Raw genomic sequence first — 16695 nt, forward strand, 5'->3', positions numbered from 1 at the left:
CTGGCGTGTATCGCGTAGGGATCGATGTCGGCGGCACCAATACGGATGCCGTCGTGCTGGACGGAAAGACGGTCCTGGCCGGGGTAAAGGCCTCGACCACGGAGGACGTGACCTCGGGTGTCATCGAGGCGCTGGAAAAGGTGATGGCCGCTTCGGGCATCGACCGCAAGGCCATTGGTGCGGTGATGATCGGCACCACCCACTTCACCAATGCGGTCATCGAGCGCCGCCACATGGATGAGGTGGCGGCCATCCGGCTCGGCCTGCCGTCCGGAGCGGGCCTGCCGCCCATGGTGGACTGGCCGGACGACATTCGCGACATCGTCGGAAATCACGGCTATCAGGTGAAGGGCGGCTACGAGTTCGACGGTCGCATCCTGTCCCCTCTCGATGAGGACGAGATCGTCCGCATTGCCGGCGAGATCCGCAGCAAGGGACTGAAGGCGGCCTCGGTTACCTGCGTGTTCAGCGGCATCAACGACGCAATGGAACTGCGCACGCGGGAGCTTCTCAACCGGCACTGCCCCGGCGTGCCGGTGGTGATGTCGAAGGATATCGGCCGTCACGGTCTTCTGGCGCGCGAAAGTGCCGCCATCATGAATGCGAGCCTGCTTTCGCTCGCCGAGCGCACGGTCGCGGCCTTCCAGCAGGCGCTGCGCCAGGCGGGACTGACCTGCCCCTTCTACATCACCCAGAACGATGGAACGCTGATGGCAGCCGAAGTGGTGCGCGCCTTCCCGGTGCTCACCTTCGCCTCCGGGCCGACCAATTCCATGCGCGGTGCAGCCTTCCTCACCGGGCTGAAGGATGCCGTGGTGGTGGATGTCGGCGGCACGACGACCGATGTCGGCTCGCTGTCGCACGGTTTCCCGCGGCAGGCCTCCACCACCGTCGATATCGGCGGTGTCAAGACGAACTTCCGGATGCCGGATGTCTTCTCGATCGGTCTCGGCGGGGGCTCTCTCGTGGTCGGCGGCGACAAGGGTGTCTCCATCGGCCCGAAATCGGTTGGCTATCGCGTGCGTCGCGAGGCGCTCTGCTTCGGTGGCTCGACGCTGACGGCGACCGATATCGCGGTTGCCGCCGGCAAGACCGATGTGGGGGAGCGTTCGCTCGTTGCCGGTCTGGATGCCTCGCTCGTCGAGGCGGCCGTTGCGCGCATCAACGCCATGCTGGAGGCCTGCGTCGAACGCAGCCGCATTTCCTCCACGCCGGTGCCGGTAATTGCGGTCGGCGGCGGCTCCATCCTGATGCCCGACCGGATCGGCGAACTGGAGGTGATCCGGCCGGAAAACTTCGCGGTCGCCAATGCCGTCGGCGCGGCCATCGCCCAGATCAGCGGCGAGACGGATCGCGTCTTCTCCCTGATCGACGGCAAGACGCGGGAAGGGGCACTGGCCGAGGCTGAGGCCGAGGCGCGCCAGAAGGCGATCGCCGCCGGGGCGGCGCCGGACACGTTGGAAGTCATCGAGCGGGAGGATACCCCGCTCGCCTATCTGCCGGGCAATGCGACCCGCATTCACGTCAAGGTCGTCGGAGACATGGGAGCCCATCATGGCTGACACGCGCAAGCTGAAATATGACGAGGCTGCCCTGCGCACCCTGACCCGCGAGGATCTCGAAGCACTGGAAATCGGCGCCGGCATTCTCGGGACCGGTGGCGGCGGCAACCCCTATCAGGGCAAGCTTCTGGCGCTGGAGGCCCTGAAGGCGGGCTACCAGATGAAGCTGCTCGCCACCGATGCCATCGAGCCGGATGCGCTGTGCATGTCGATCGGTGGTATCGGCGCGCCGGTTGTCGGCGTCGAGCGCATTCGCGAAGGGCGGGAGGGTCTGCGTTGCCTGCGCGCCATGGAGGAACTGGTCCGCACCCCGATGGACGCGATCGTGTGCGAGGAAATCGGCGGCGCCAATTCCATGAGCCCGCTGGTGACGGCGGCCCTTGGCGGACTGCCGATCCTCGATTGCGACGGCATGGGCCGCGCCTTCCCCGAAATGCAGATGACCACCTTCTCGATCTACGGCCACAGTTCCACGCCGTCCGTGATGTGCGATCTGCATGGCAATGCGGTGATCTTCAGCCATGCGGTGTCGGAAGTCTGGCACGAGCGCATGGCGCGCGCCTGCGTTGTCGCCCAGGGGGGCGGCGCCATGCTGGCAACGGCGCCCATGCAGGCGCATTTCGTCCACCAGCACGCCATTCCGCGCAGCTATACCAAGGCGATTGCACTTGGCGAGGCGGTTATCCGCGCCCGGCGGATGCAGGAGGACCCGATCGCCGCCGTCTGCGCGCTTGAGGGCGGCCGGCGCATCTTCAACGGCAAGATCACCGACCTGAAGCGCCACCTGCGCGGCGGCTTTGCAGTCGGCGACATGGAACTGGCCGGCTTCGATGCCTGGGCAGGCGAAACGGCAAGCGTCGCGATCCAGAACGAATTCCTCATCTTCCGTCGCAACGGCGTGGTCGAGGTCACCGTTCCGGATCTGATCGTGCTGCTCGATGTCGATACCGGCTATCCGATCACCACGGAAATCCTGCGTTACGGCCAGCGTGTCGCCGTCATCGCCATCCCCTGCCACGACCTCCTGCGCACGGCGGCTGCGCTTGATGTCGTCGGACCGGCAGCCTTCGGCTATCCCGACATCGCCTTCTCGCCGTTGCCGGTGGCAACGCGGACAGAACCACGAACGACAAGCGGGGCGGTTCCCGCCTGATAAAAGAGGAGAACTTCGACCATGAGAACAGTCCTATCCACTCGCCTGGCCCTGTTGGCGCTCGGCACGGCCCTTTCGCTTGCCGGCGGCCCGCAGGCCGCATCGGCTGCCGACAAGGTCTCGACCGTCGTCAATGTGCAGCAGATCTTCAGCTCGCTCGATCCGGCCAAGGTCACCGACTACACCGGCTACATGGCGATCGTGAACATGTATGACGGTCTGACCACCGTCAGCCCGTCCGGCGAGATCGTGCCGCATCTGGCCAGGTCCTGGGATGTCTCGGCCGACGGCCTGACCTACACCTTCCATCTGCGCGACGACGTGAAGTTCCAGGACGGAACGCCGGTGAAGGCCACCGACATGGTCTGGTCCATCCAGCGCCTGCTCGGCATCAACAAGGGGCCGTCCAACCTGATCGTCGGCGTGCTGAAGCCGGAGAACGTCACCGCTCCCGACGAAAAGACGCTCGTTCTGAAGATCGACCGGCAGTTTTCGCCCTTCCTTGCCGCCACGCCGCTGATGATGGCGCTGAACAAGACGCTGATCACCGCCAATGCCAAGGCCGACGACAAGTGGGGCGAGGCCTATGTCGGCGAGCATTCCGCAGGCTCCGGGCCCTACAAGCTCGTCAGCTACAACCGCTCCGCCGACATGGTGATCGCCCGCAATGCGGATTACTTCCTCGGCTGGACGAAGGGCACCCCGATCGATGAGGTCCGCTTCGTGCAGACCAGCGACGATGCCACCGTCAAGGCGCTGGCGGAAAAGGGCGAACTGGGGCTCTCCTCGCATGGTCTCGGCAACGATACCTATGAATCCATCGGCAAGATGGCCGGCTACAAGCTGATCCAGACCCGCACCTCGGGCGGCTTCGTCATCAAGCTGAACACCAAGGTCTATCCGACCGACGACGTGCATGTGCGCCGCGCCATCGCCTATGCGACGGACTACAAGACGATCCAGGAGATCATTTATCCGGGCACCGACATGCAGGGTCCGCTGTCGACCGCCTTCAAGGAGGCCCATAACGGCGATATCCTGCCGGGTGTCTTCGATCTCGAAAAGGCGAAGGAGGAACTGGCGAAGTCGAAATATGCCGGCCAGAAGATCACGCTGGTGAACAGCTATGTCGCCTCGCTCGCCTTCGAGGCCGAGGTGGCGCTGCTCCTGCAGGCCAATCTGGAACAGATCGGCATCACGCTCGACATCAAGCCGGAACCGTGGAACCGCATCGTGGAACTGTCGTCCAAGGTCGATACCACGCCGGCTTCCACGCAGGTCAACATCTCGCCGACCTATCCCTCGCCGGACTCGATGTTCTACAACCAGTATCACTCCAAGGCCGCCGGCACCTGGATGTCGATGGAATGGCTGCAGAACCCGGAGATCGACGCGCTGATCGACAAGTCGCGCGGCACGACGGACGTGGCCGAGCAGAACGCCGTCTACAAGGAGCTCCAGGCAAAGATCGTCGACCTGCAGCCGGATGTCTGGGCGGTCGCGCCGAACCGCCGCTATGCCGCCAACAAGTGCCTGCAGGGCTACAAGTTCATTCCCATGCAGAGCTGGGACCTGAACTTCTCCAACTTCACCTGGGATTGCAAGGCGAACTGATCCCGCAGGCTTTTCGCTGACAACCGGCCCCGCTTGCGGGGCCGGTCTATCCCCTCCTTGCCTAGCCGAAGGTTGGACATGCTTCAGGAATTTGCAGAAGAACACATCGAACCGCTTGCCATCGGCGCCTGGATTCTCGGCACCGGCGGCGGTGGCGACCCCTACATCTCGACCCTCAACCTCCGGCGACTTTACGCCGAGGGGCGCCGGGTCGATGTGATGGATCCCATGGCGCTTGAGGACGACGACATGGTTGCCGTGGTCTCCAAGATGGGCGCGCCGCTCGTCGGTCAGGAACGTCTCGGCGATCCCGTCCATCTTGCCCGCGCCGTGGAGGTGATGGAGGATTATATCGGCAAGCGTTTCCGCGCCATCATGAGCGTGGAGATCGGCGGCTCGAATGCGCTCTCCTCCTTCCTGGCTGCTGCCGTTCTCGACCGGCCCGTCGTCAATGCCGATGCCATGGGCCGCGCCTATCCGGAAGCGCAGATGACCTCGTTTGCCATCGGCAACCTGCCGATGTTCCCGCTCTCGCTCGTCGACGTGCGCGACAACGAGGTGATCGTGACCCGCGCCGCCTCGTGGAAGTGGATGGAACGCATCTCGCGCAAGGTCTGCACGGAGGTCGGCTCGACGGCGGCCACCTGCAAGGCGCCGCGCACCGGCCGAGAGGTGAAGGAATGGGGCATCCACGACACGGTCACCAAGGCCGTCGAACTCGGGCGAACCGTTCTTGACGCGCGCAGCCGCCATGCCGATCCGGTCGAGGCCATTCTCGACCACGAGGGCGGCAAGCGTCTGTTTCGCGGCAAGGTGATCGACGTGGCGCGCGAAACGACCGGCGGCTTCCTGCGCGGCCGCACGCTCATCGAGGGGATCGATGGCGATCGCGGCGCACGGATGGAACTCGCCTTCCAGAACGAATGGGCGGTTGCCTTCCGCGACGGCGAAGCGGTGGCCATGACGCCGGACCTGCTCTGCCTTCTCGATACCGTCTCCGGCAGCGCCATCGGCACGGAATCGGTCCGCTACGGGCAGCGTGTCACGGTGGTCGCGCTTCCGGCGCCGAGCCTGCTGACCACGCCTGCGGGCATTGCCGCCGTCGGCCCGCGTGCCTTCGGCTATGACATTGATTTCAGATCGGTCTTCCCATGAAACGCATTGGTATTGACGTCGGCGGCACGAATACGGACGCCGTTCTGGTCGATGGCGAGCGCATCGTCGCCTCCATCAAGGTTCCCACCACGCAGGACGTTCTGTCGGGCGTCAAGGCGGCGCTGGCGCATGTCATCGGCGCCCCCGCGTCCGCCGGCATTGCCGTCGATGCGGTGATGATCGGAACCACTCATTTCACCAATGCGGTCGTGGAGCGCGCGCGCCTGGAACGGGTGGCCGCGATACGCGTGGCGCTTCCCACGGGCGGTTCGCTGCCGCCGATGTGCGACTGGCCGCGCGACCTTTACGAGGCCGTCGACCCGATGATCTTCATGGTGCATGGCGGCCATGAATATGACGGCAGCCCGCTGGTGCCGATGCAGCCGGACGAAATCCGCGAAGCGGCGATGCGCATCCGCGACGCCGGAATCACCTCCGTCGCGATTTCCGCCACCTTTTCGCCCCTGACCACGCAATGCGAGGTTGTGGCGGCCGAGATCGTCCGGTCGGTCATTCCCGATGCGAGGATCACGCTGTCGCATACGCTCGGCCGCATCGGTCTGCTGGAGCGGGAAAATGTCGCCATCCTGAACGCGGCGCTTCAATCGCTGGGCAGGACGACGGTACAGGCCTTCGCCGATGCGCTCTCGGAGATGGGCGTTACGGCGCCCTTCTACCTGACGCAGAACGACGGGACCGTCGCGCTTGCCGATGTGGCCGCGGCCAATCCCGTCCACAGCTTTGCCTCCGGCCCCACCAATTCCATGCGCGGCGCCGCCTTCCTGACCGGCCTTCAGGATGCCATGGTCGTCGATGTCGGCGGCACGACTTCGGATATCGGCTGCCTCGTCGGCGGTTTCCCCCGCGAAGCCAACAACATCGTCCATATCGGTGGTGTGCGCACGCTGTTTCGCATGCCCGACCTTCTGCCGATCGCGCTGGGCGGCGGCACGATCATCGACCCCGACACCGGGCGGATCGGCCCCCGTTCGGTCGGGTACCGCATCCTGACGGAGGCCCGCGTGTTCGGCGGCAGGACCCTGACGGCATCGGACATCGCCGTGGCGGCGGGTCTCGTCGACATGGGGGATCGCGACCGTGTGAAGGACCTCGATCCCGCCTTCGTGCGCGCGATGCTTGCCCGCATCCGGGACCTGGTCTCGGACAATTTCGACCAGATGAAGACTTCGGCGGAGGATGTGCCGCTGGTTGCCGTCGGCGGCGGCGCCTTCCTGATCCCGGACGAGGTGACGGGAGCCTCCGAAGTGGTGCGCGTCGAAAACGCCGGTGTCGCCAATGCGCTGGGCGCGGCCATGGCCCAGGTATCGGGAGAGGTGGATCAGGTCTTTTCCGGCATGAGCCGGGAGGCGGCGCTTGCCGAGGCGGAACGCGCGGCGCAGGAAGCCGCCGTCGCGTCCGGCGCCCTGCGCGGCAGCCTGAAGACACTGGAGGTCGAGGACATTCCGATCGCCTATCTGCCGGGCGGCGCGCGACGCGTGCGCGTGCGCGTCATCGGCGACATCGCCTTCGGTTGAACGCAGAGCAGGGCGGGGCGTGCCGTACCGCTCCCCGCTCGGCTAGAATTCGGCCACCTTGCCCCAGGCGGCATCATTCAGCCGCTCCAGGCGGTAGGGGCGCGGATCGACGATCGGCGTGCTTCCTGTGACGATGTCCGCCACCAGATGGCCTGCACCCGGCCCGATGCCGAAGCCGTGGCCGCTGAAGCCCGCCGCCAGCACGAAGCCCGGCAGGCTCGGCACATCGGCGATCACCGGCACGCCGTCGGGCGTGCTGTCGATATAGCCGGCCCAGCTTGCGGCCACCGGCGCGGTCTGCAGGTCCGGCAGCAGCGTCCTTGCCCGCGCAAGCGTCAGGGCGATCTGCTTGCGGTCGGGTACGGGATCGAGAATGCGGTTGCGCTCCATCGGCGTCACCTGGTCGAGCGACCAGCGTGACAGCGTCTCATGGCCGGAGAGCATGCCCTGCAATCCGCCGGGCGCCAGGGCGCGCCAGCGCTTGGCGAACATCGGCAGGAAATACTGTGCGAAGCGCAACTGCTGCGGCGTGAGATCGACGCGCGCCCTGCCGCTGATGGCAAGGCGGATATGATCTCTGCCGCGACGGGTGATCGACACGTCTTTGGTATGCAGCGCATCCGGAAGATGCCCGCCTTCGAAACGTACGTCGAGGATCGAGGAGCGGATGGAAGCCTGCGGGAAACGGATACCGATCTGGCGGCAGAAGGACGAAGCCCAGGCCCCGCCGGACAGGATGGCAAGCCTCGTGCGAATGGTGCCGGCCTCCGTCACCACGCCGCTCACCCTGCCGGCCTCGGTTTCGATGCCACGTGCGGCGCACATCTGATGCACGGATCCGCCCAGCTTCGTCATGGCGCGGGCAACCACCGGGGCCGCCCGCTCCGGATCGGCAATGCCATCGGTCGGCGAAAAGACGCCGCCTTTCCAGGCCCGGCCGGTTGCGGCTCCCCGCGCGCTGGCCTGCTCGGCGGACAGCATGTGGGTAGTAACGCCGACGGTCCGGGCGAATTCGCCCCAGCGCGCCCAGCCGGCCAGTTCGGCCTCGTCGTTGCTGAGATAGAACAGACCCGAGCGGCGAAAGCCGGTCTCTTCGTCCGTGTCGGCGCCAAACTCCTCCCACAGCGCAAGGCTCTTGGTCGAGATCGGCAGTTCGCGCGCATCGCGGTTCTGTTGGCGGCACCAGCCCCAGTTGCGGCTCGATTGTTCCGCGCCGATGCGGCCTTTCTCGATGAGGGCCACCTTCAGCCCGCGCCGCGCCAGATAATAGGCGGAGAAAGCACCGACGATACCCCCACCGATCACCACGGCATCCGCATGGTCTGGCAGCGGTTGGGTCGTTTCGATATGCAGAAGCGGTGCAGGCATGGTCTCTCTCCGGATGGTTACGGCATCTTAGCGAGATGAGACCTCGTGCGATGCCGCAGGGGCATCATCCACAGCATTTCATGCTGCAGATGATCCTGCCGACGGCGTATTATTGCAGCATGAAATATCATAGGTTTGCGGTGCATCGGTGCTCCTGCCGGGTCTTCCCGCGGGAAGGATCAGGCAGATTATGCTGACGGTGCCCGCGCACGGTAACCCAAGGAGAGGCCCCATGAAACTGGACCGCATCGACATCAAGATCCTCTCCGAACTGCAGAAGAACGGCAGGATCACCAATGTGGAACTGGCGGATCTCGTCAACCTGTCGCCAAGTCCCTGCCTGATGCGCGTCAAGAAACTGCAGAGCGAGGGCTACATCACCGGCTATTCCGCCCAGATCAACGTGGCAAAGCTTGGCCAGACGCTGACGGTCTTCACGGAAGTGACGCTGAAAAACCACCGGCAGATCGATTTCGCCCGCTTCCTGGCAGCGGTGGAGAAGGTGGATTCCGTCATCGAATGCCACCTGGTTTCCGGTGGCTACGATTATCTCCTGAAATTCGTTACCGCGAGCGTGGTCGAATACCAGACCATCATGGAACGGCTGATCGACATGGAGATCGGTATCGACAAGTATTTCAGTTTCGTCGTGCTGAAATCGCCGATCATCAAGGCGCATATGCCGCTGACCAGCCTGTTCAGCGTGGATTCGTAACGTCCGACGGGAATGCCTGCCGCATCCCCGTCAGCGCCGGGCAAAGGCGCTGACGAGTTCAGGGTCGAGTTCCAGGCTGTCCAGCCAGCGCGTGTCGAGCTTCGGAACCGAGGAGAACAGCAGGCGCGAATAGGGATGTCCGGGGCCTTCCTCAAGGCCGGTCGCCATTTCCTCGACCTTCTCGCCATTGTACATCACGATCACCTCGTCGCAGATCGCCTGCACGGTGGACAGGTCGTGGCTGATGAACATGTAGGAAAGGCCGAGTTCCCGCTGCAGTTCCTTGAGGAGATCGAGGATGGCTGCGGCCACCACGGTGTCGAGTGCCGATGTAATCTCGTCGCAGAGGATGAGTTTCGGCTCTGCCGCAAGCGCACGGGCCAGATTGACGCGCTGCTTCTGCCCGCCGGACAGCTCGCTGGCGCGGCGGTGGCGCACCGCGCGCGGCAGGCGCACCATGTCGAGCAGTTCGCAGACGCGGCTCTCCTGCTGGCGCCGTCCCATGCCGTGATAGAAGGAGAGCGGGCGGCTGAGGATATCGCCGATGGATTTGGACGGATTGAGCGCCGTGTCGGCGAACTGGAACACCATCTGCAGCTTGCGCAGTTCTTCCTTCTGCCTGTGGGCCGCCGAGCGGGCCAGCTGCCGCCCGTCGAAGATCACATCGCCCTTCACCTGCGGCAGGATACCGGCAATCACCCGGGCAAGTGTGGACTTGCCGCAGCCGGATTCGCCGATCACGCCGAGGTTGCGGCCCTCCTCCAGTCGGAAGCTGACCGATTTCAGCGCCCGCATCAGCGGCAGGCCATCGGCCTGGATAGGGCCGTAGCCGGCGCTGATGTCGAGCACGTCCAGCAGTGGCGGCTTTCTTGCCGCCGCCGTCGGAGCCTGCGGGCGGGCATGCTGCTTCGGCGTGAAGGCAGACAGAAGCTCGCGGGTATAATCATGCTGCGGCGCCGTCAGGATCTGCTCGGTTGCGCCGACCTCCTGGATCTCGCCGCCCTTCAGCACGATGATGCGATCGGCGATCTGCGCCACCACCGCCAGATCGTGCGAGACATAGACGCCCGACATGCCTCCCTTCTTCATCACCGACTTGAAGGCCCGCAGCACCTCGATCTGGGTGGTGACGTCGAGCGCGGTGGTCGGTTCGTCGAAGATCACCAGTTTCGGATCGGCAATCAGCGCCATGGCGGCCGAAAGGCGCTGCAACTGGCCGCCGGAGACCTGGTGCGGGTAGCGTGAGCCGATGCTTTGCGGATTGGGCAGGTTCAGTGCCTTGAACAGCGACACCGCCCGCTGTTCGGCATCCGCTCTTGGCATCAGGTCGTGAATGCGGGTGATCTCGACCACCTGGTCCATGATGGTCTGGGCCGGGTTGAAGGCTGCCGCCGCGCTCTGCGGTACATAGGAGACCTCGGTGCCGCGGATGGCCGCCCGCTCGCGTTCCGACAGCCGCACCATATCCCGCCCGTCAAGGCTCACCGACCCGCCGCTGATCCGGCAGCCGTTGCGGGCATAACCCATCAGCGTCAGGGCAATCGTCGTCTTGCCCGAACCGCTTTCGCCGATCAGGGCGACGATCTCGCCCTCGGCGATGTCGAAGCTGACGCCGCGGATGATCTCTATGACGCGGCCCGCATCGCTGGTGGCTTCCACCTTCAGGTCGCGGATTTCGACAAGATTGGCCATCACGTGCTCCGGTCCCGGATTTTCTGCGGAAGGTTGTCGATCAGAAGATTGACCCCGATGGTCAGGCTGGCGATCGCGATACTCGGAAAGATCACAGCCGGGGCGCCGAACGGCAGGCCGCCGATGTTTTCGCGCACCAGCGCTCCCCAGTCGGCATTCGGAGGCTGCACGCCGAGGCCAAGGAAGGAGAGGCCCGACAGCAGCAGCACGATGAAGACGAAACGCAGGCCGAGATCGGCCAGGACCGGCCCGAGAATATTGGGCAGGATTTCCGACCGGATCAGGAAGAAGGTGCCTTCCCCCCTTGCGCGGGCCACCGTGACGAAATCCATGGTGTTGATGTTGACGGAAAGCGCCCGGGCGAAGCGATAGGCCCCCGGCGTGTAGATGATCGCCAGCGTCATGATCAGCACCGGGATCGACGAGCCGATGCCGGCCACGACCACCAGCCCGAAGAGCTTGCTCGGAATGGAGTTCAGTGCATCGAGAAACCGGCTGAGGATGGTGTCGAACCATCCGCCGACGACCGCGGCCGTCATGCCGAGTGCAACGCCCAGCGTACAGGAGATCATGACCGCGATCAGCGAGATGCCCACCGTATAGCGGGCGCCCATCAGGATGCGGGAAAGGATGTCGCGGCCGAGATAATCGGTGCCGAGCCAGAACTTGTCGCTGATAGGGCCGAAATAGTCGAAATCGACGATCTCGCCGATCGGATAGGGAATGATCCAGGGTGCGAGGATCGCCACCAAGGCCCAGGAGAACACCAGCAGGAAGCCGATGAGACCGACGATGTTGATGCTGTAGCCGGCGGCGCGGAATTGGGTGGCGGAGCGCATCATGTCACTTCAGCCTCGGATTGGAGACGATGGCGATGATATCCGCCGTCGTGATGAGGAACAGGTAGACGATGCAGAACAGCATGGCGCAGGTCTGGATCAGCGGCAGGTCGCGGGTGGAAACCGCATCGACCATCAGCTTGGCAACGCCCGGATAGTTGAAGATCGTCTCGACGATGATGACGCCGCCAAGCAGATAGGAGAGCGACAGGGCGACCGCGTTGACGATCGGGCCGATGGCATTGGGTAGCGCGTGCTTCAGCACAAGGCGTGACCGCGAGGCGCCCTTCAGCAGTGCCATCTCCACATAGGGCGTGTTGAGCGTTTCGATCACGGCGGCGCGCGTCATGCGGATCATCTGCGCCGAAATGACGAAGGAGAGCGTGATCACCGGCATGGCGTAGACGCGCAGCATCTGGCCGAAGGAATGGATCTCGTTGGCAAAAGAGAGTGCCGGCAGCCATTTGAGATAGACCGCAAAGACAAGCACGGCCGAGGTTGCCACCATGAATTCCGGCACGGAGACCACGCCGATCGACAGCACGGTGACCGTGCGATCGAACCAGGAGCCGCGCCACATGGCCGCGGTGATGCCGAGCGTCAGCGCGATCGGCACGGAAAACACGGTGGTGATGCCGGCAAGCTTCAGCGAATTGAGCAGGCGGGGACCGATGAGGTCCGCCACCGGCATGTTGTTCGCATAGGAGATGCCGAAATCGCCGGTGAAGATGCCGGCGAACCATTGCAGGAAACGCCAGATGGCCGGGTCATCCAGATGCATGGCCGCACGAAGGCCGGCGACGGCCTCCGGCGTTGCCGCCTGGCCGAGCAGGATTTCGACCACGTCGCCGGGCAGCAGCACGGTGGCGGCAAACACCGTGAAGGACACGATGACCAGCGTGATCAGCGCGATCACCAGACGCGCCAGCACAAGATGGAGGACATGCTTGTTCATCAACGATCCCGATCCATGGCCTCGTTTGAGAGCGGAACGGCCGGGGATGCCCGCCAGAGATGCTGCTCTGCGGGCATCCCCTGGCCATGATCAGGCTTCGAGCCAGACATATTCCGCGAAGGCGTAGCCCATCATGCCGCCAAGCGGATTGGCTTCAAGCCCCTTCAGCCTGGACGAGACCGCATCGACATTGGTGAGATAGGCCGGGATGACCGTACCGGCCTGATCGGCGATCATCACCTGCATGTCGTCGTAGATTTCCTTGCGCTTGGCGAGGTCCAGCAGGCCGCGGGCCTCGATCAGCATCCTGTCGAATTTCTCCGACTTGAACTGGCTTTCGTTCCACGGGGCATCGGATGCGTAGAGCAGCGAGAAGAGAATGTCCGGGGTCGGACGCGGGTTGATGTTGCCGAAGTGCATCGGCGCCTTCAGCCAGTAGTTGGACCAGTAGCCGTCGGAGGGCACGCGCTGCACGTCGAACTTCATGCCGATGTCGGCGCCGGCCTGCTGGAGGATCATGGCCATGTCGATCGAGGAATTGGCCGCGTCCGATGCGACGATCGGAATGCTCTGCCCCAGAAGGCCCGCCTTCTGGAACAGCGCCTTTGCCTTGTCCGGATCGAAGGCCTTCGGCTTGAGGTTCTTGTTGTGGTAGATGCTGGCCGGAGAGACCGGCTGGTCGTTGGCGACTTCCGCCAGGCCGCGCAGCGCGGACTTCTGGATGAGTTCGCGATTGATGAGGTGCTTGACGCCTTCCACGAAGCCGGCCTTGTCGCCCGGCGACATGTCGAGCCGCATGTTGAGATTGGTATAGTTACCGGCCGTGGTCTTGAACTGCACGACACCCGGCTGGCTGTCGATCAGACGCATCGAACGCGGGTTGATGGCGGCGGCAAGCTGGATGTCGCCCGACAGAAGTGCGTTGACGCGTGCGGAATCATCGGGAATGCCGAAGAACTCGAAGCTGTCCAGATGAGCGCCGCCGGCCTTGAAATAGTTGGGGTTTCGCTTGCCCACCGAGCGGACGCCCGGCTCGAAGGTGTCGCAGATGAAGGCGCCGGTGCCGTTGGCCTTGGAAAAATCGGTCGTACCGTCCGCAATGATCATGAAATGATGCATGGCGAGAATTGTCGGCAGGTCGGCATTCGGGCTGGCCAGCGTGATCTGCACGGTGAGATCATCGATTGCCTTGATCTCCGTCATCTGCTTGGCAATCGAATTGACCTTGGAGCCGGTCGCCTTGTCCAGATGCCGGTTCATCGAATAGACGACGTCGGCGGAGCTCAGCGTCTTGCCGCTGTGGAAGGTTACACCCTTGCGCAGCTTGACGGTCCAGACCTTGGCATCCCTGGTCTCGATGCTTTCGGCCAGTTCCATCTGCGGAACGCCCGTCTTGTCGAGGAAGGTCAGGCGGTTGTAGAAGGCGCAGCAGCGGACATAGTCCGTCGACAGCGATGCCTTGGCCGGGTCGAGCGTATCGGCCGTCGAGGACGACCAGCCGGCGGCGCGCAGCGAGCCGCCCTTGACGGGCGTTGCGGCAACCGCCGATGTGGCGCGCCCGAGGATCATGCCGCCGGCAGAGGCAGCAATGCCGCCGGCCAGCAGCATCTGCATGAGTTCGCGGCGGGTGGCGCCGCGACGGATGGCATTTTCGACCATGGCATCGTCTGCACCGGTCCAGTTCGTCAGCTTGTCAGTCATCTCATTCCCCTTTTTTGTTTGTCGTGCTTTGCCTGCCCCTGGAGCGGGGTATTCCCGTCGAGGTGTCAGATCGCCTCGGCCTCCACCGCGTCGGCGAGACCCGCCATGGAGGTGAAGTGGTAGTCCGGTGCGGTGAAGCTCTCCGGCTCGATGGTGCCGCCATAGCCCTTCTGCGCATGCCGGCGTTCGATCCAGCAATTGGTCATGCCGAGTTTCCGGGAGATGCCGATATCGTGGTACTGGCTCTGCGCCACGTGCAGGATGTCCTCCTTCGAGGCGCCCTCGGTCGCGACGAACTCGAACACCTGCTGGAAGAAGGCGGGATCCGGCTTTTCGGTGCCGGTATCGTCTGCCGTGAAGGCGCGGTAGAACGGGTTGCCCAGTGCGTTCGAGAAATGCTCGAAGGCCCAGCGCCGGGCATTGGTCATGGCAATCAGCCGGTAGCGTCCCGCAAGCCGCGCCAGCGCCTCGGCGCTGTCCGGGAAGGCCTTCCAGTGTTTCGCCGAATCCCGCAGCCGCTCGCCAAGGCTCGCTTCTGCCGGCAGCCCCAGTTTCGGCGCTATCGCCAGATAGACGCGCACCAGATCATCCGGAAACAGGTCCGCATCCGCAGCGTAGCGCGCCGTGCGGTAGAGCGACAGGGCCTCCTCGCCATCAACGGCGACGCCGGCCTCGGCTGCGATCTCCGCCAGACAGGTCTTGATGCCGCCTTCGAAGTCGATCAGCGTGCCGACGACATCGAAGGTCAGATACCGGAACGCCGAGAGAGGCTTTGCCACGTCACTTTCCTCCTGTGAGCGCGCCGGACTGGGCCGGCAGAACATTATTTCGTAGCGCTGAATGGCTGCAGCATCCGGTTCCCCGGCGGATACCCCTGTTTTTCGGGGTTTCCCGCCACTTGTTGCCCGTCAGTTTGGCACTGCTGCGGCACGGTATGCGCTGAAAGGGTCCGGTGCCGCGGCAGAAAATTTCGAATCATGGCGCTTCGCAGTATTTCGGCAAGCGCCGCGTGTTGTGGCTCCTGCCGGCTCAAGCCATGGCCGCGCGGACATCGGGATCTTCCAGCGTCTCATCCAGCGTCTTTGCCGTACGCTCGATGATGGCGTCGATCTCCGCATCGGTGCAGCAGAGCGGTGGCGCATAGCCGAGCGCCCCGTTGGCAAAGGCGCGGATGACGAGGCCGTTGCCCCAGGCCCGGTCGAAGATGCGCCTGGACGGCTCGGCCGCCGCCGGAAGCGGCGTCTTCCTTTCCTTGTCCGTCACCAGTTCGATCGCCGCCAGCATGCCGCGCCCGCGCACATCGCCCACAAGCGGGTGATCGGCAAGGCCCTGCAAGCCGGCCATCAGGCGGGCGCCGGCCTTCACGCCGTTCTCCAGAAGCCCCTCTTCATAGAGTTTCAGGACCGCAAGCCCGACGGCCGCACTGACCGGATGGGCGGAATAGGTGTAGCCATGCCCGACGGCTGCCGCGCCTGCTCCATCGGCAATGGTGTTGTAGACCTTTTCCGACATGAAGACGGCGCCCATCGGCACGTAGCCGGAGGTAAGCCCCTTCGCGACCGTCATGAGATCCGGCACGATGTCGTCGTGAGCGCAGGCAAACAGCGGTCCCGTGCGGCCAAAGCCGGTGATCACCTCGTCGGCGATGAACAGGATATCCAGGTCGCGGCAGAGGTCGCGCATGGCCTTCATCCAGCCGGCCGGCGGCACAATGACGCCGCCCGATCCCTGGATGGGCTCGGCATAGAAGGCTGCCACGCGCTCCGGCCCGATCTCCTCGACCTTCTGGCGCAACGCCGCCATGGAGGACTGGATGATGGCCGTCGCATCGGTGCCGACCGGGTTGCGGTAGGGGTAGTGCGATGGGATCTTGTGCTGCCATTCGAGCGGCACGCCGAAGCCGGCATGGAAGTTCGGCAGCGCGGTCAGTCCCGCCCCCACCGTGGAAGACCCGTGATAGCCCTGCATCAGCGAGATGAATTGGTCTTTCTGCGGCCGGCCCTGCGCGTGGTAGTAATAGCGGACGAAGCGCACGGTGCTGTCCACCGCATCGGAGCCGCCTAGCGTGAAATAGACGTGGTTCAGGTCGCCCGGCGTGCGCTCGGCAAGTTCTGCCGCAAAACGGATCGCCGCTTCGCTGCCGAGGCTGAAATAGCCGGTGGCATAAGGAAGTTCGCGCATCTGCTTGGCCGCCGCTTCGACGATGCTTTCATGACCATAGCCGGCATTGACGCACCACAGGCCGGCAAAGCCATCGATCATCTGATGGCCCTGTGCATCGGTGACGGTCGCGCCCCTGGCGGAGGCAAGCACGCGAACGCCGGCAGCTTCGTGTCCGCGATAGGAGGCAACCGGATGGACGAGGTGGGCGCGGTCGAGTTCGATCAGGGAATTGCTGAGCATGGG

Annotated in this window: 13 protein-coding genes; 6 read left to right on the plus strand and 7 right to left on the minus strand. The window is 64.4% G+C overall.

Annotated elements, in window-relative coordinates; genetic code table 11:
• The first annotated feature begins 5 nt into the window (after nucleotides 1–5).
• The 5 genes from KLP42_RS15225 to KLP42_RS15245 all read left to right on the plus strand — a co-directional run bounded on the left by KLP42_RS15225 (nucleotide 6) and on the right by KLP42_RS15245 (nucleotide 7019).
• A complete protein-coding gene (locus KLP42_RS15225; protein WP_215567596.1) occupies nucleotides 6–1562 on the plus strand; it encodes a hydantoinase/oxoprolinase N-terminal domain-containing protein in 1557 nt (518 codons plus the stop codon).
• Nucleotides 1555–2715, plus strand: a complete 1161-nt coding sequence (locus tag KLP42_RS15230) for an S-methyl thiohydantoin desulfurase family protein (RefSeq protein ID WP_215567597.1) — start codon at nucleotides 1555–1557, stop codon at nucleotides 2713–2715. Before KLP42_RS15225 ends, KLP42_RS15230 begins: the two co-directional genes overlap by 8 nt.
• 21 nt (nucleotides 2716–2736) lie before the next feature.
• Nucleotides 2737–4329 (plus strand): ABC transporter substrate-binding protein, encoded by a 1593-nt coding sequence (locus KLP42_RS15235; RefSeq protein ID WP_215567598.1) that lies wholly within the window; start codon nucleotides 2737–2739, stop codon nucleotides 4327–4329.
• A 78-nt stretch (nucleotides 4330–4407) separates the two neighbouring features.
• Nucleotides 4408–5484, plus strand: a complete 1077-nt coding sequence (locus KLP42_RS15240) for an S-methyl thiohydantoin desulfurase family protein (RefSeq protein ID WP_215567599.1) — start codon at nucleotides 4408–4410, stop codon at nucleotides 5482–5484.
• Entirely contained in the window at nucleotides 5481–7019 is a 1539-nt protein-coding gene (locus KLP42_RS15245; protein WP_215567600.1) for a hydantoinase/oxoprolinase N-terminal domain-containing protein, read from the plus strand. Before KLP42_RS15240 ends, KLP42_RS15245 begins: the two co-directional genes overlap by 4 nt.
• A 42-nt stretch (nucleotides 7020–7061) precedes the next feature.
• Here the strand turns inward: KLP42_RS15245 and KLP42_RS15250 are convergent, their stop codons facing one another.
• Entirely contained in the window at nucleotides 7062–8387 is a 1326-nt protein-coding gene (locus KLP42_RS15250) for an NAD(P)/FAD-dependent oxidoreductase (RefSeq protein WP_215567601.1), read from the minus strand.
• Nucleotides 8388–8619: 232 nt separating this feature from the next.
• On the opposite strand from KLP42_RS15250, the gene KLP42_RS15255 reads away from it, so the two are divergent.
• Nucleotides 8620–9102, plus strand: coding sequence for an Lrp/AsnC family transcriptional regulator (locus KLP42_RS15255; protein WP_215567602.1), 483 nt, complete (start codon nucleotides 8620–8622; stop codon nucleotides 9100–9102).
• Between the two features lie 30 nt (nucleotides 9103–9132).
• Here the strand turns inward: KLP42_RS15255 and KLP42_RS15260 are convergent, their stop codons facing one another.
• The 6 genes from KLP42_RS15260 to KLP42_RS15285 all read right to left on the minus strand — a co-directional run bounded on the left by KLP42_RS15260 (nucleotide 9133) and on the right by KLP42_RS15285 (nucleotide 16692).
• Complete coding sequence (locus KLP42_RS15260) at nucleotides 9133–10794, minus strand: ABC transporter ATP-binding protein (protein ID WP_215567603.1); 1662 nt, start codon at nucleotides 10792–10794, stop codon at nucleotides 9133–9135.
• Complete coding sequence (locus tag KLP42_RS15265; protein WP_215567604.1) at nucleotides 10794–11636, minus strand: ABC transporter permease; 843 nt, start codon at nucleotides 11634–11636, stop codon at nucleotides 10794–10796. Before KLP42_RS15265 ends, KLP42_RS15260 begins: the two co-directional genes overlap by 1 nt.
• A 1-nt stretch (nucleotide 11637) precedes the next feature.
• Nucleotides 11638–12588, minus strand: coding sequence for an ABC transporter permease (locus KLP42_RS15270; RefSeq protein WP_215567605.1), 951 nt, complete (start codon nucleotides 12586–12588; stop codon nucleotides 11638–11640).
• Between the two features lie 90 nt (nucleotides 12589–12678).
• On the minus strand, nucleotides 12679–14289 hold the full coding sequence (locus KLP42_RS15275) for an ABC transporter substrate-binding protein (RefSeq protein ID WP_215567606.1): 1611 nt from the start codon (nucleotides 14287–14289) through the stop codon (nucleotides 12679–12681).
• Between the two features lie 65 nt (nucleotides 14290–14354).
• Entirely contained in the window at nucleotides 14355–15068 is a 714-nt protein-coding gene (locus KLP42_RS15280; RefSeq protein WP_215567607.1) for an HAD-IA family hydrolase, read from the minus strand.
• A 250-nt stretch (nucleotides 15069–15318) separates the two neighbouring features.
• The gene (locus KLP42_RS15285) at nucleotides 15319–16692 is read right to left on the minus strand and encodes an aspartate aminotransferase family protein (protein ID WP_215567608.1); all 1374 of its coding nucleotides are present in this window, start codon (nucleotides 16690–16692) and stop codon (nucleotides 15319–15321) included.
• Nucleotides 16693–16695: the final 3 nt, after the last annotated feature.

The sequence above is a fragment of the Rhizobium sp. CSW-27 genome (genome assembly GCF_018760785.1).
Classification (GTDB): domain Bacteria; phylum Pseudomonadota; class Alphaproteobacteria; order Rhizobiales; family Rhizobiaceae; genus Neorhizobium.

Coding starts and splice junctions, on each gene's coding strand:
- KLP42_RS15230 (WP_215567597.1), top strand. CDS start 1,555: ATGGCTGACACGCGCAAGCTGAAATATGACGAGGCTGCCCTGCGCACC.
- KLP42_RS15235 (WP_215567598.1), top strand. CDS start 2,737: ATGAGAACAGTCCTATCCACTCGCCTGGCCCTGTTGGCGCTCGGCACG.
- KLP42_RS15240 (WP_215567599.1), top strand. CDS start 4,408: ATGCTTCAGGAATTTGCAGAAGAACACATCGAACCGCTTGCCATCGGC.
- KLP42_RS15245 (WP_215567600.1), top strand. CDS start 5,481: ATGAAACGCATTGGTATTGACGTCGGCGGCACGAATACGGACGCCGTT.
- KLP42_RS15250 (WP_215567601.1), bottom strand. CDS start 8,387: ATGCCTGCACCGCTTCTGCATATCGAAACGACCCAACCGCTGCCAGAC.
- KLP42_RS15255 (WP_215567602.1), top strand. CDS start 8,620: ATGAAACTGGACCGCATCGACATCAAGATCCTCTCCGAACTGCAGAAG.
- KLP42_RS15260 (WP_215567603.1), bottom strand. CDS start 10,794: ATGGCCAATCTTGTCGAAATCCGCGACCTGAAGGTGGAAGCCACCAGC.
- KLP42_RS15265 (WP_215567604.1), bottom strand. CDS start 11,636: ATGATGCGCTCCGCCACCCAATTCCGCGCCGCCGGCTACAGCATCAAC.
- KLP42_RS15270 (WP_215567605.1), bottom strand. CDS start 12,588: ATGAACAAGCATGTCCTCCATCTTGTGCTGGCGCGTCTGGTGATCGCG.
- KLP42_RS15275 (WP_215567606.1), bottom strand. CDS start 14,289: ATGACTGACAAGCTGACGAACTGGACCGGTGCAGACGATGCCATGGTC.
- KLP42_RS15285 (WP_215567608.1), bottom strand. CDS start 16,692: ATGCTCAGCAATTCCCTGATCGAACTCGACCGCGCCCACCTCGTCCAT.